This window comes from Chitinophaga horti (genome assembly GCF_022867795.2).
Classification (GTDB): Bacteria; Bacteroidota; Bacteroidia; order Chitinophagales; family Chitinophagaceae; genus Chitinophaga; species Chitinophaga horti.
In genome coordinates, this window is record NZ_CP107006.1 from 4,593,237 (window position 1) to 4,607,915 (window position 14,679).

Consider the following 14,679-nt stretch of genomic DNA (forward strand, 5'->3'; position numbering starts at 1 on the left):
AATATGGAACACAGGAAACGGAGTTGTTTACACCTGCAACAACCCGCTCCTGCGGCCATGTATTCATTAGCAAATTACTATCAGACAGCTGTGTCTTTTTACGGTGCTGTGTTCAGGATCAGATCCGCTATACATATCTTCAGGCTCAGTATGGGATAAATACGACTACATTATAAACGCTGACTAACGCATCTCTGCCATCTTTTTGCGCAATACTTTTATACCTGACGAGATGTGTGTTTTAACCGTATTATCAGATATACCCATTGCTACTGCCACCTGTTTGCGGCGCAAATCGCTTTCCAGGTATAGCTTTAAAGCACGCGCCGGCTGGCGCGACATACCTGCCAGCAACTGATCGAAGTTCTCCCGGATTTCCCGGCCTTCGCCAGGTGTAACATTGCACACCTGCTCCTTGATATGTTTGTAGCTTTCCGCGAACTGTCCGCGATACTGACGGCGCCTTAGCACGATCATGCAACAATAGCGCACGGCTTTATACAGATAACCACCAAGGTTTTCCTTAATATTTACATGCCTTTTTTTTGCAAAGAAATCCACGAAGAAATCGTGTACGACGTCTTTAGCATCTTCTTCGTCACCAAGAATAAGGTTGGCTTCATATACCAGCAGTTTAACGTAACGTTCGTAAAGCATCTGCTGTGCGAGCTGATCGTCGGCTTTCGCGCATTGCAAAAGCAGCTCCTCGTCCACTTGATCCATAAGTAGGATTTTAACCAGGTTGGGAAAGGGTTTGGTTGATTGCTGTCAGGCTAAGATTGGAACGTTATATGGTCTTTGAATGCTAATTGGAATGCATATACTGCGGGGGAAAAATATTTCGACCAATATGGGTGATCGACTGAGTAAATGTAACGAAATTTTAATTGCAGGCAATTAATTTTAAGAATGTTGTAACGCTTAATAAAGCGGGGATCATTCCTGTTCAAGCAGTTCGAGAATGTCGTCCATAAAATGCATATCTACGGATTCGAGTGTGCCGTTGAGGTGTTGTTCCTGGAAGCGGGCCATTACATGATAAATGAAATCTTCAGCTTTTACGTGTCCGTAAATGGCGGCTACCCTATCATACAGCGAACGTAACATATAGCTAATAGCCAGCGAATCAGCCAGTGGATTACTTTCGGTATAAGTTTTACTGATACGTTTTGAAGAGGATTCTTCCATGTGGTTACCGTTGGGTGATTGAAAAGAGCTTACAACCAAAAAGCCTCATACAGTAGTGTTCATCCGAAGGTAAGGGATTGAGCAGGAACGGTCAAATCTTTTTTGATCTTCCGACAAGTATTCAACCGGCCGCCAGTAAAGGATTTGCTAACGAAAAACGGGAGCAACGGCGTTACCGGCAGCAGGCGTATTACTTTCACTTAATGCACATTTGTAACGGAACAATAAACTTGCAATCGTGTTGATCAGCAGTGCATCCAGGTCCTCTCCTTCTGCATGACTATTACGCATGTTGGTAAGCAGCCGGTACACCGCCGCATCCATGGGCACAGCGGGCAGCAACATACCTGTTTTGCGTTGATGGAGGTATGCTTCAATAAGCGGCAGTATTTCCCAATGCGTTCCCATTAACTCGTCGATCAATATAGGATCCATATCAAAATGAATGGATTCGTAAGTACCCGGCTGGAGGTCGAGCCGGAGCGTATCTTGCGGCGCATAAAGGAAGCCTTGATGATGGGTGTCTAAATCCGTTGGAGACAAACCAGGCAACTGCGTAGCCCAGTTACCGATCGTGTTACAATGCAAAGCCAGCACGGCCTTTGGCAACTCTGTAAACACAGTGCAGGAGCGCGTAATTACAAAACGTGTAAGTCGTACACTGTACTGCTCGCGGCAGCAGGACTGTTGTACAACAAAACCACCACTAAACCGGAAACACGCGGTGTGCATCCAGGAACAGAGCATGTGTTGCAGCCATGCAGGTACCGGCATCTTGTCAAAAGATTGCGAAAAAGATGGATTACAGCACAACTTCATACATCGGGGGTTTTAGGAAAATTAAGTGTCGAACTTCAGGGCAAACAGTATCCAAAGGTGTACCAAAAAAAGAAAGCCGGTTGTATAAATTCCGGTATCCGAAATTAACACAACCGACTGTCTTATCATTGCGGGAAAGTAATTACTTACTCCGTGCGTAAACTTTTGATGGGATTGATTAATGCCGCTTTTAACGAGTGCGCTGTAACGGTGATCAGGGCAATGAACATTGCGCCGCCGCCGGCTGCCAGAAATACCCACCAGCTTATCTCTACCCTGTAATTATATCCTTTGAGCCAGTTGCTCATCAGGTACCATGCGAGCGGAAATGCCGCTACTGCGGCAATGAGTACGAGCCGTAAAAAGTCGCGGGACAACAGCGTAGCAATACCTGCAGCACTGGCACCCATCACTTTACGAATGCCAATTTCGCGCGTGCGCTGTTCGGCAGTATAAGCTGCCAGCCCAAATAAACCTAAACAGGATATAAAGATGGCCAATCCTGCAAAGATGCGCGCCAGCTTCGCGACCAGCATCTCGTTGAAAAACATGTTATTAAACATATCATCCACAAAACGATACGTAAACGGGTAGCCCGGCGCCGCTTTCATTACCACACTTTCAATACCGGCCAGCGCCTCCTGCGGATGAACGCCGGCTTTTGGCCGCACGTACATATAAGTGTTGCCGTAATTCGCATTGCATAAAAACATCACCGGGTCGCTGGTTTGACCGAACATACTGCCATACATGTAATCCTTCACCACGCCTTTCACTTTTACCGTCGTGTAGCCCATCTCACCGGCATAAATTGTTTTACCGACCGCACTGCCAGCACCCATTAGTTTTGCCATACTCTCGGTAATAACGGCAGTCAGTGTATCTCCATTTTCATTTAGTTTGAAGTCCTCACCTTCTGCCAGTTTCATACCCAGGGTATTGAAAAAGCCGGGCGACACAATACGGTACGAGATCCTTACATCCTTGCCGGGCTCTTTTCCATCCCAGTTAAGCGAATTGGTATTGTTGCCCCCGTAAATTGTAGGGTGATCGGCCATGGCCACGCCTTCTACTTTCCCGCTGGCAATGAGTTGCTCACGCACAGCGGTAAAATGTTTGCCCATCTCTCCGCGAACATCTATTTCCAGCAGATTATTTTTATTGAAACCGAGGTTACGATGTTTCGCATAATGTATCTGTTGCAGTACGATCACCGTGCAAATAATCAATACGATAGACACTGCGAATTGCACTACTACCAGGCTTTTGCGCACCATCACCACGCTACCCGTTTTTCCACGTAAGCCTTTCAGCACGCTCACCGGATTGAAGGAAGACAGGTAGATAGATGGATAACTGCCGGCTACCAACCCGCATACGATCACGATAGCGGCCAATGTAGCGATGTGCGCCGGCTGACCTAATGCTGGTGACAGCTCCTTCGCCACCAGTCCGTTAAAGGCCGGTATGCACGCGTATATCAAGCCCACTGCAACGGTTGTGGCCAGTAAAGCAACGATCATCGATTCGCCGATAAAACGTAAAGCCAGGCCTCCTTTATCTGCCCCTAACACTTTTCGCACACCTACTTCTTTTGCCTGCTTACTGCTGCGGGCAGTGGCAAGGTTCATAAAGTTGATGCAGGCGATAAGCAGGATAATGCAGGCGATTACCAGGAACATTCTAACATATTCAATTCGTCCGCCGCCGGTCGCTTTGCCTTCCACGAAGCGGTCGCGCAAACGCCAGTCTTTCATGCCGAGCAGCGACAAATGAGAGTTATTTTTTTGTATCCGGGTATCCAGGTAATTCCATAACCGCTCGTTCACCGGGCTTAATGCTACATTCGGCGATAGCTCCACGTAAGTGCTCATTCCAAAGTTGTCCCAGTTCTGCAAATATTCCCTGGAGGCCTGGTATGTTTCCCAGGGTGCGAGCCAGCTGAATTGCAGGGAGGAGTTGGCCGGCAGGTCGTGCAGTACGGCGCTTATGCGGTAATCTTCTTTATTATCGAGGCGAACACTTTTACCGATAATATCGCCGTACGATTGGCCGAACAACCTTTTCGCCAGTTGGTCCGTAAGCACTATAGACTGTGGTTGCGATAAGGCTGCGGCTGCGTTGCCCTGTACAAAAGGCAGCGTAAACAGCTGGAAGATGGAGGGCTCGGCATATTTACCAGCCGCATATAAAGACTGGTCGCCCACGCGCAGCAAAAGATTGGCTTGCCCTTCGTTGGTACGACAAGTATTTTCGATACCTGGGATGTCAGTTTTTAAGGCCGGGCCGAGGGGGCCTGGTGCCGACTTATGCGTGAAGACGCCCGTTTCATAGTCCTGGTGCACATAAGTCATGTAAACGTTGCCGCGTTTCGCGTGGCTGCTGTCGAAATTCAATTCATCTTCCGCCCAAAGAAATACCAGTGCAGCAAACGTAATACCGATGGATAAACCAGCTACGTTCAATGCGCTGTAGCCTTTATTTTTCCAAAGATGGCGGAACACTGTTTTCATGAAGTTCGGAAACATACTGAAGGATTTTGTGCAGGAAAGTCAAAGCAGATGCCGAAAGCCAACAAGCTGATAATCAACTGCCACCTAAATAACAAGCGTTCGAATGCGGACGGTGATTGTCCGCAAACAGGCTTAAAAAAAACATCCCGAAGAATCGGGATGACTTGAAAAACAGTGAACAATGAAATAGTTAGATCACTATTTCAAAATCTTTATTTTAATGCTTTTATAACTTACGTTATCACCGTGGTCCTGCAGCAGGATGTGCCCTTGTTCAGCCATACCAAATTCGGGCCATTTCGCATATTTACTGCGCGCCACCAGGGCTTTATAAATATTATCGCCGCGGGTGAAACTCACTACTTTGTGGCCATTTACCCAATGCTCCACGCGGTTATCCGGGTATACAACCACTCTCCCGTGGTTCCATTCGCCGATCTTTTTGTGAGAATTTGCAAATTTGTAGGCAGGAATCAGGTCATAAAGCGACCCGAGGGTCCGGTTTCCTGCCGCTCCAAGCTTGGCATCCGGATGCTTATCGTTATCTAATATCTGAAACTCAAGGCCTATCGCCGAGCCGCTGTTCTTTTCGTTTTCCGTTACAAAATATTTAACACCACTGTTGGCACCTTCGGTCAACTTAAAATCAAATTCCAGGTCAAATGCACCATAGGTTGCGTCGGTCACAATATCTCCACCGTTTGTGGATTCTGCGCCGCCCGAAGATAAGACATTCAGCGTTCCTTCTTTAATTTCCCATCCCTTTTCTGGAAATTTATCTTTGTACGCCCCTCTCCATCCGGTCTTCGTACTGCCATCCCACAACAGTTTGTAGCCATTCAACTTTTCTTGTGCTGAGATGTTGTTCGGGATATTATTCACCACGTAAATGGAGTCATAGGGCGCATACTGCGACGCCGATGGATTTTCGAGGATGCGGATATTACGCCAGCGGATGGTTTTGCCCGCATCTTCCGGTTTGCCGATAGAGTGTACCTGCAGGGCGATAAAGCCGGTAGGCAGCGAAGTATCCACCACATGTGCAGCCGGTACGCCATTGATCCACGTACGGATCTCGGAGCCACGGCACTCGATGCGGTACTTGTTCCAGGTGCTTTTTTTGTAAGCCTGTTGCGCTACGGGGTTCAGGTCCAGCGGGTACAGCCAGCCACGGCGGCCTTCTTCATAAATACCACCGCTCCAGCGACGGGCGGAGGGGTCTATCTCCATCTGGTAACCAAATACGCGGCCTTTCTCATAGTCGGGCCAGCTCTGGCTGCGAAACTGGATACCGGAGTTCAGGTCCTGGTCCAGCTTGTACTCCAGCTCCAGGATGAAGTCCCCGTAGTTTTTTTCGGTAGTCAGGAAGGAGTTAGGTGTTTTGGCCACTGTGGTGCCGATGATTTCTTTGTCCTTCACCGCATAGGTAGCAGAACCGCCCAGCTGTTTCCAGCCTTTCAGATCTTTACCATTAAAAAGTGGCTGCCATTTGCCCTGGGCTGATGCGAACCCTACGCTGAAGAGGGTTGCGCCTAAGAGGAATAACTTTTTCATACTCTATTGCCTGCGCCTGGCTGTAACGGGCTTACGCCAGCTGCAGAACGTTCGTTTTTAATAACCTGGAAAAAGGCATGACCCGTTTGCCGTATATTGACTGGTGCTGATGAGCCTGAATTGATCATCTCCATCGTCTCCGGGACGAATATAACGCAAATTGCAATCGTTTGCAAACATGCTGGGAGAGACGGAATATTTGGCTGGCGGGCGGCGTGTTTACCCGGTTAAGGAAGGCTTGAAGGGCAGATACGCTCATCGCCTTGTACTTGCGATGCGCATAGCTGCCCGCCGGCTCAGGCAGCCAATTCGCCGCCGGGCCCATCGAATTGGCACTGCCATGCGAACGCTTACTCCCCCGTCATCGTCTTCCAGATCAAATTATACACCTCGGTGGCGGCAATCTCACTATCCCCCGTGCTTTCGGGCGTCACTAAAATAGGATGGAACTGTGCGGGCGTATCTACACTGCCGTGGGAGCCTTTAATCAGTGTAGCGTCCAGCGGAATTACATTCATTAAGTAACGGAAACCCAATTTCTTTTTCAACAGTTTGAACCCGGCTTTCAGCTTTACAAAAGGATCTGCCGGATTCATGAACATCTCCACCGGGTCGTATCCTGGCTTGCGGTGAATATCTACGATACGCGCAAAATCAGGTGCGCGGTTATCATCTAACCAATAATAATAAGTAAACCAGCTTTGCTGATCGGCCACGAGTACAAAGTCGCCCGCCCTGCCGTGATGGAGGTGGTGCTGCCGTTTGCCGTCGCGGTCGAGCACCTTATCTACCCCGGGCACACTTTCCAGGATCGCCCTTACCTTTTTGCAGACAGATGCATCATTCACATAGACATGCGCCACCTGGTGGTCGCTCACTGCAAAAGCTTTGGAGGCGGCGGCATCCAGCAGTTCGGTGCCACGCTCCTCGCGAACGGCGATGAGGCCTTCTTCGCGCAGGATGCGGTTGATGTGGACAGGCTGCTTCACGTTCGTAATCCCGTATTCGGACAGGAAGATCAGCTTAGCGCCTTTGCTTTCATAATATTCGACGAGCTGTTTGCACACGCCATCGATCTCGCCCAACTCTTTACCAATCTTATCGAAATCATTACCGAACTTCTGCAGGCAATAATCGAGATGGGGCAGGTAAATCAGCGTAAGGGTAGGATCGTATAACCGATCGGTTTCGATAGATGCATCGGCAATCCATTGGGTGGATTTAATATTAGCACCCGGGCCCCAGAACTGGAACAGCGGGAAGGTACCCAGCTTCGCCTGCAAATGATCACGTAACGACGCAGGATGCGCATAACAATCCGGCGCCTTACGCCCGTCGGACAGGTACTGCGGACGCGGTGTAACGGAGTAATCGGCGCTGGAGTACATATTGTACCACCAGAACATTTTACTGACCGTAAACGAAGGTTCGAGCCTGCGGGCGCGGTCCCATATTTTTTCGGACTGTACGAGGTGATTGGATTGTTTCCAGAATTTGATCTCCGCATCTTCGTGATCGTACCAACCGTTGCCCACAATACCATGATCGGCGGGCCATTTGCCGGTTACGTAAGTGCTTTGAACGGCCGTGGTTACAGCCGGTAACATGGGTTTAATGGTATTCAGGTGGTTCTTCCGGATATACTGCTCCAGGAAAGGCGTGTGTTTGCCAATCAAAGAAGGAGATAATCCCACAACATCGATTACTACAGTTTTTCTCATCAGATAGGCGCGTTTCTAGAATAATTACGATTCGAGTTGCTGCAGCACCCATTTCATTTCGCGGGCGATGGACTGGTCCATATCCAGCTTTAATGATGGATGCAATACTTCCCAGGTATAAGTTTCAATTTCGAGATGTTGTGTAAATGGTTTGCCCACCTGCCTGGCGAGTACCCGCGCAATATCTTCACGGGTGGAGGTAAGGGCGCCGAAGTCGGTACGAAAAACGGGAACGTGAAAATGCGCACGCCACTCTTCCACTTCCGGATTATCCGCATCGGCCAGTGCTTCCGGCAAATCGGGATAATGCACCAAACGCCTGTCTTGCCGGCGCGCGATCACCTGGTGCAGGTAAGTCGTTTCATCGAACATTTTAAAGTTACTGATCACATCTTCCCGCTGCGCGCCTTTGCCCAACAAACCTTTAAGCGCCGCGCTGATCTGCACCTTACCGGTCTTTAACCCGTAAAAATGCATGCGCTCCAACACCACCAACGGATCTTCGTATGCCACCGCAAAGTGACATACATCGTAACATAACTGGATGTGCGATTTTATAATTTGTACGGCCTCGTCTTCCGACACCGCAAATTTATCTGCAATAAAAGGAACGCCTGTGGCCAGCAGGTATTGGAAATACCAGTCGATATACTCTTTGGAATTTTCCAGCATGCCATCCGGCTCCGGCTCAATATCAAGGTGCATGAGTGGTCCGCCGGAACGATGCGTGCGCACCAGTTGTTCCAGCACCTGCAACATGTTGAGCGTGGCGGTTTCTATGACGTTTGCTTTTTCTTCTTCTGTTTTAACCCAGTACTTGTAAGAGAGCGGGCTGGTGGAGATGCCGCCTTCCATACCTTCGGGCAGTAATGCCGCCAGTATGCGAAAGAGGCGAATGGTATACTGTACACGGTCGGCGCTTGTCCAGTCCGGTGCGTGTACCATATCTTTTACTTTTACATGATGAAAGCCCCCGTATGGAAAGCCGTTCATGGTAAACACATAACAATCCTGTTCTTTCAGCCACACTTTAAACGCCTCTAACGCCGGCTCCTTCGACAGCTCCAGGCTGGCCAGGTTCGACAGGCGAAGCCCTATGCCGAATGGTCTATTGGGCGACACCTCCGCCTTTACCGCCGGAACATACTTTTGCAATTGCGCAAAGTGGTCCGGCCAGCTTTCACCAGCATGAATGTTGGTACAATAGGTGAGGTGTCCATGAAACGTTTGCATCTCTGTTGTTTTGCGTTCTTGTATAAGCTAATTGGCCGCCTGTTGTATTACACAGCAAACGTTTTTGGCAGCTAACGAAACAGGATGAACTTATTTGCTTACCACTTATCACGTAGCATATGAATGGCTTTCTCAAGCAGTGCTGTATCGATGACGTGCACTTCTTCTCCCCTGCCTATCGTTCGTAACAGCGAGATGGTCAACTGTCCGCCGAGATGTTCGCGGAATTCTTCCAAGCCTGCTACCACACCCGGGTTATCTTCATCCACTTCCAGTAACGGATGATATAAAGGCAGCCTGAGTTGTTTTAACAGGTTGATGATACGCAGCAACTCTTCTTCTTTCAGCCAGCCTAACAGGAACGAATACACCGAATCAAGAGCGATACCGATGGATACTGCTTCGCCGTGGCGCAGTTCAAAGTCGGTGAGCTGTTCCAGTTTATGTGCGCTCCAGTGACCGAAATCCAGCGGGCGTGAACTGCCGCTTTCGAACGGATCGCCGGCGCCGCCGATGTGGGCCATGTGCAGTGCAGCACAACGGTACACCAGTTGCTGCATCGCAGGCAAATCGCCCATGGAGAGTTTGCCGGCCTGGCTTTCGAGCCATTCGAAAAAGCCGGCGTCTTTGATCAGCGCCACCTTCACCGCCTCCGTCATGCCCGAACGCCAGTCGCGTTCATGCAAAGTAGTCAGAAAATAGGCATCGTTAAATACAGCTACCGGTGGTGCGAAAGTGCCTAAAAAGTTCTTTTTACCATGGTAGTTGATGCCATTTTTTACGCCCACGCCGGAGTCGTTTTGCGACAGTACGGTGGTGGGTATACGAATATGTTTAACGCCCCTGTGCGACACGGCAGCTACATAACCTACCAGGTCAAGCACAGAACCGCCACCGATGCCGATTACATAAGAGTGACGGTCGATGTTATATTTCTCCAGTTCATTGATCAGCCAGTAGAACAACTGGAGGTCATTTTTAGCGGCCTCGCCACCCGGCACCACCACAATGTCCTGCACCAGCTCGAAATTGTCGAGCTCCTGGCAATACGCTGTGATCTGCTCCTGCAGGTAGCTGTGTTTCTCCGTTACCCCCTCGTCGATGATGAAAAGCAGTTTCTTGCGGATACCTTCTGAGGCCTGCGCCTCCAGGAAATCAGCGAACGTGCTGTTGGAAGGATCGAAAATCTTTTCTGTAAAGAATACCCTGTACTCGAATTTAACACTGAATGATTGCTGTATATAAGCCATGACAATAACTCCAACCCCTCTTTATAGGTAATTTAATCAGGGATAAAAGTACGAAAATCGGGTTTGCCCGGGCGTAATATTTACATCTACGGTAAACGGAGCACTTTTGGGGGCTTTATGCAAAAAATAAAGGCTTGCAGACGCAAGCCTTATCCGACTTTTGATAGAGTTTGGCCTTCTATCTATATGCAGCTTCTTTTTGGGGTCAGGTTAAATGGATGAAAACCAAACTCACTGGTATCCGGGGTTAATGGATGCTTATGGGGTCAATGGACGTTTTCGGGGGTCAATGGACGCTTTTGGGGCAATGGACGTAATTTTATGGGGCAATGAATGTAAAATATCTGTTAAAAAATATCGTTGCTGCGGGCTGTGTTTCAAGTACTTTGCTAATGAGGTCAATCTTTTAAACCCGTTTCCCCAGGTATAAATTGAGGATTAGCAGCAACGATATGTCGAAAATCAAGGTTGAACTGTAAGACTGTTTACCTGTCCTGTTTTACTGTCCTATTTGTTCGTACCATTCCCTTGAATGATGATGCAAAAATAAGCTGGGCGCGGTTTGCGTTTGTTAGCGGAATTACCGAATTTTACGACTCCGTAGTACTACGGAGTATGTTCAACGATAACCCCGCGCTACGAGTAATATGAAGTTTTGCTATACATCTTTAAAATTCCGGGGCTGGGTGTTCCTCCCCGTTTTTATCGCCAACTTTGCCACGGCCCAGTCGCAGACCTACCGCGACAGCCTCCGGCGCATTATACAGCGTAATGTGCAGGACTCGGCAACAGTCAATACTTACTACCGCTACGCGGAAAGTTTCCCGGCCAACCGGTCGGACTCTGCGATGCATTACCTCAACCAGGGTAAAGCGCTTGCAAGGAAAATCAACTACCACAAAGGCGTGGCGGGTTATGCTTCATTGTACATTCCGCATCTGCACGCCAAAGGCGAGTATAAGGAAGCACTGGCGCTTACCGAAGAAGCCCTGGCCATTTACCAGCAACTGAAAGACGAGGCCAACCTCATCAAAGCTTACAATAACGTGGGCAGCGAGCAGCAGAGCCTCGGCAACTTTAAGATCGCCGCCACCAATTACCTTACGGCACTGGAGCTGGCCGAAAAGCTAAAAGATAACCAGATGCGCCGCCTGTTGTTCAACAACCTGTCGTCGGTGTTCATGAGCCTGGAAGAACTGCCCCGCAGCCTCGAATACGCCAACCGTGGCTACGAACTGGCGCGGCAGCTGAACGATAAATTCAGCATGGCCTCCAGCCTTATCAACGTGGCCGCTGCCGAGGCACAACTGGGACATTACAACGAGGCGTTTGAAAAGTATCATGAAGTAATTGCACTCGGCAAGCAACTGAATGATATGACCATCATCCTCGACGGATTGCTTAACCTTGCCAGCATCGATTCGGAAAAGGGCCGTAACAACCAGGCGCTCGATCTGTTTTACGAAGCGCGTAATATCACCGATACCTTCCAGGCGCCGGAGCATCGTATGTATGCGCTCATGGGCCTTTCTACCACGCTGCACCAGATGAAGCGTTACCAGGAGGCAGATGAGTTCCTCGAACAAACAATCGCATTGGGCAAGGCCATTAACGCCGGTTACGAATTGAGGATTACGTACAAGGTGGCGGCGGAAAATAAGGAAGCATTGAATGAACTTGGTCCGGCACTGGCTTTCCGCAAACAATACGAAGCGCTGAACGATTCGCTCATGAGCGAAGACACACGCAAGCACGTCATGCAGCAGGAAATCATATCGCAAACGGCCATCAAGGATAAAGACATCATCGAAAAGAAACTGCTGATCACGCAAAAAGAGCAGCAGTTGCAGGCAAAGAATAAATGGCTGATCATCATCGGCCTGATCATGACATTGCTCACCGTGGTGGCGGGCATCTTTTTCATGAAGTTCCGCTACCGGCAAAAGTTACACTTACAAAGACTGCAAACGTTGCGTAAGGAAAAGGAAGTGCAGTTGCTCGAATCGTTCATCCAGGGCGAGGAGCGCGAACGTACCCGCATCTCCAAAGACCTGCACGACAGTGTAGGCGGTATGCTTTCGGCGGTGAAGATGCACTTCTCCGCCATCCGCCAGGAGTCGGCGCCGCTGCGCGAATCGTCGGCCTACGGTCACGCTATGGGCCTGCTGGACGAAGCCGTGGGCGAAGTGCGTAAAACCGCCCACAACCTGATGCCGGAAATGTTGACCCGCTACGGCCTGGCCGATGCGCTGCAAATCTTTTGTAAGAATATCAGTCACGCACAGACGCTGCAGATCAGTTTTTACAGCACGGGAAATGTGAAGCGATTTAAACCTAACTTTGAGCTGTCGGTCTACCGGATTGTGCAGGAGCTGGTGAACAACATCATTAAACACTCCCGGGCTACCAGTGCACTGGTGCAGCTTAGCCAGCACGGGCAGCTGCTCACCATTACCGTAGAAGACAACGGCGTGGGATTTGATCAGCAATCCGGCAAAAACGGGATGGGATTAAACAGTTTGCAATCGCGCATTCGTGCGTTGAACGGCAGCCTAGAAATAGAAGCAGCAACCGGCCAGGGCACCACGGCCTATATAGAGTTCGACACCGAGAGACTGGAAGTAGAAATCACCACAGAAAAACAGGAATAGCAGCATTCCTCAACACAAACAGCGAATCGTATGAAGATAAAAATAGCCATTGTGGACGACCACCTGTTGGTCATTAACGGTTTAAAAACAATGCTGGCACCTTACCAGCACATCGAAATCGTTTTCGATACCCAGGACGGCAATAAACTGCTGGACGAAATGGACGTTTATAAACCAGACGTTGTACTGCTCGACATCCAGATGCCGGAGATCGACGGGATGGAACTGTGCCGCAAAGTGCACAAAGTATCACCGGGAACGGGTATTATCGCGCTCACCAACTTTACCGAATCACATTATATCAAACAGATGCTGCGCAACGGCGCATCCGGCTACCTGCTCAAAAACACCGACCAGCCTACACTTTTGAAGGCTATTGAAACCGTGTACAACGGAGAGCAGTACCTCGACGAATCTATTAAAAGCAGCCTGCTGAACGAGATCATTACCGGTCAGAAACGTACGCCATACGAAATTCCGCTCACCCGCCGCGAAAGCGAGATCCTGAAACTTATTGCAGAAGAATATACGAACCAGCAGATCGCTGAAAAGCTATACATCAGCCTGCGTACGGTGGAAACGCACCGGTTGAACTTAACACAAAAACTGGCAGTGAAGAATACGGCAGGGCTGGTGAAGGAAGCGATGAAGAGAGGGTTGCTGGATTAACAGCGCGAAGATCGGAGCGGAGGTTTGCTTCATTTCATTCGCAATGACGAATGGTAGAGCCACTCTCGCTCCGAATCATCGAAAATTCGTCATTGCGGGCGCGAGCGAAAGCAAACTTCGTGTATAGTCTCCGTATTGCTGAAACATATTTCACGTCACTGCAAACGCCTTCCCCAACGCCATCGACACCGGTAACAACGCCAGTATGATCAGCCCCGGAACAAAACCAGCAAACGCAGTAGCCCAGGCGGCGTTCATAACAATCAATGCGATAATACCTCCTTTGACAGATTTACCGATATTAGGACCCGTAGGCTCTTTCATGGCCTTTAGCAGTGGCGTATAAATGAGGAAGCAGAAGAGTGCGATGAAAGGCAGCGTTTCCCATACGCGGTGTTGCAGCACAGCTACGGCAGCGATCACCAGGCACACCACCAGGTACATAAGCCCCGCCGTTTTAAGCGGGCCGGTTTTACCACCATGCACCTCATCACGACTGATCATTGTAATCGCCCCGATGTATAATACCGGCACCAACGCGAGCCAGCCATATTGCAGCAATACGCCTTCCCCGGCAATGCTCATCCCCAGTAAAAGATTAAGACCACGACAAATGCCCATATTGATCGGGCCTGCAACATCGAGGTGTTTGCCCCATTTGTTGTAGACCAGCGCAGCCAATGCTGTTAACAGTGCGATGAAACCCGCAGTGGGGTTCACTGTAAAAGCAGCCAGCACACCGATCATCAACAGGTAAATACCGAGTATTACCGCCTGCGTTTTGGACACAACACCGCTGGGGATGGGTCGCTCCGGCCTTTCCCTGCTATCGAGTTGCGCGTCGAACACATCGTTGAATACAACACCGCCACCGTACAATCCGCCGGTAGCCAGCGCCAGGCATAACACGGGCAGCAGCCAGTCGGCGGTGAAGGTGTGCGATACCAGCCAGAAGCCGGATATCGCTACACCAGCCAGGATGTCGGCCACGGCGGTAATGATATTTGCCGGGCGCATCAGGCGCAGGTAGCCCAATAATTTATTTCGGATATAACTCACTTCCTCGTGTTGGGTTTTTCAT

Annotated in this window: 11 protein-coding genes; 2 read left to right on the plus strand and 9 right to left on the minus strand. The window is 49.5% G+C overall.

Annotated elements, in window-relative coordinates; translation table 11 throughout:
- Positions 1 to 183: 183 nt before the first annotated feature.
- The 8 genes from MKQ68_RS18450 to MKQ68_RS18485 all read right to left on the minus strand — a co-directional run bounded on the left by MKQ68_RS18450 (position 184) and on the right by MKQ68_RS18485 (position 10,278).
- Positions 184 to 723: an RNA polymerase sigma factor gene (locus MKQ68_RS18450; RefSeq protein ID WP_264280401.1), complete on the minus strand. Its 540-nt coding sequence runs from the start codon at positions 721 to 723 to the stop codon at positions 184 to 186.
- A 213-nt stretch (positions 724 to 936) separates the two neighbouring features.
- Positions 937 to 1,188, minus strand: a complete 252-nt coding sequence (locus MKQ68_RS18455) for a hypothetical protein (protein WP_264280402.1) — start codon at positions 1,186 to 1,188, stop codon at positions 937 to 939.
- A 147-nt stretch (positions 1,189 to 1,335) separates the two neighbouring features.
- Positions 1,336 to 2,007 carry a hypothetical protein gene (locus tag MKQ68_RS18460; protein WP_264280403.1) on the minus strand — a complete coding sequence of 224 codons (672 nt, stop codon included), beginning with the start codon at positions 2,005 to 2,007 and terminating at the stop codon, positions 1,336 to 1,338.
- Positions 2,008 to 2,153: 146 nt separating this feature from the next.
- The gene (locus MKQ68_RS18465) at positions 2,154 to 4,535 is read right to left on the minus strand and encodes an ABC transporter permease (RefSeq protein ID WP_264280404.1); all 2,382 of its coding nucleotides are present in this window, start codon (positions 4,533 to 4,535) and stop codon (positions 2,154 to 2,156) included.
- Between the two features lie 183 nt (positions 4,536 to 4,718).
- Complete coding sequence (locus tag MKQ68_RS18470; RefSeq protein WP_264280405.1) at positions 4,719 to 6,074, minus strand: 3-keto-disaccharide hydrolase; 1,356 nt, start codon at positions 6,072 to 6,074, stop codon at positions 4,719 to 4,721.
- 350 nt (positions 6,075 to 6,424) lie between these two features.
- Entirely contained in the window at positions 6,425 to 7,795 is a 1,371-nt protein-coding gene (locus MKQ68_RS18475) for an alkaline phosphatase family protein (RefSeq protein ID WP_264280406.1), read from the minus strand.
- A gap of 24 nt (positions 7,796 to 7,819) precedes the next feature.
- Positions 7,820 to 9,028 carry a metabolite traffic protein EboE gene (gene eboE / locus MKQ68_RS18480; RefSeq protein WP_244842300.1) on the minus strand — a complete coding sequence of 403 codons (1,209 nt, stop codon included), beginning with the start codon at positions 9,026 to 9,028 and terminating at the stop codon, positions 7,820 to 7,822.
- 98 nt (positions 9,029 to 9,126) lie between these two features.
- Positions 9,127 to 10,278 (minus strand): 3-dehydroquinate synthase, encoded by a 1,152-nt coding sequence (locus MKQ68_RS18485; RefSeq protein ID WP_264280407.1) that lies wholly within the window; start codon positions 10,276 to 10,278, stop codon positions 9,127 to 9,129.
- A 686-nt stretch (positions 10,279 to 10,964) separates the two neighbouring features.
- On the opposite strand from MKQ68_RS18485, the gene MKQ68_RS18490 reads away from it, so the two are divergent.
- Positions 10,965 to 12,929, plus strand: coding sequence for a tetratricopeptide repeat-containing sensor histidine kinase (locus tag MKQ68_RS18490; RefSeq protein WP_264280408.1), 1,965 nt, complete (start codon positions 10,965 to 10,967; stop codon positions 12,927 to 12,929).
- A gap of 30 nt (positions 12,930 to 12,959) precedes the next feature.
- Positions 12,960 to 13,598: a response regulator gene (locus MKQ68_RS18495; RefSeq protein ID WP_264280409.1), complete on the plus strand. Its 639-nt coding sequence runs from the start codon at positions 12,960 to 12,962 to the stop codon at positions 13,596 to 13,598.
- Between the two features lie 150 nt (positions 13,599 to 13,748).
- Here MKQ68_RS18495 and eboC read toward each other — a convergent pair whose 3' ends face one another.
- Entirely contained in the window at positions 13,749 to 14,657 is a 909-nt protein-coding gene (gene eboC, locus MKQ68_RS18500) for a UbiA-like protein EboC (protein ID WP_264280410.1), read from the minus strand.
- Between the last annotated feature and the right edge of the window lie 22 nt (positions 14,658 to 14,679).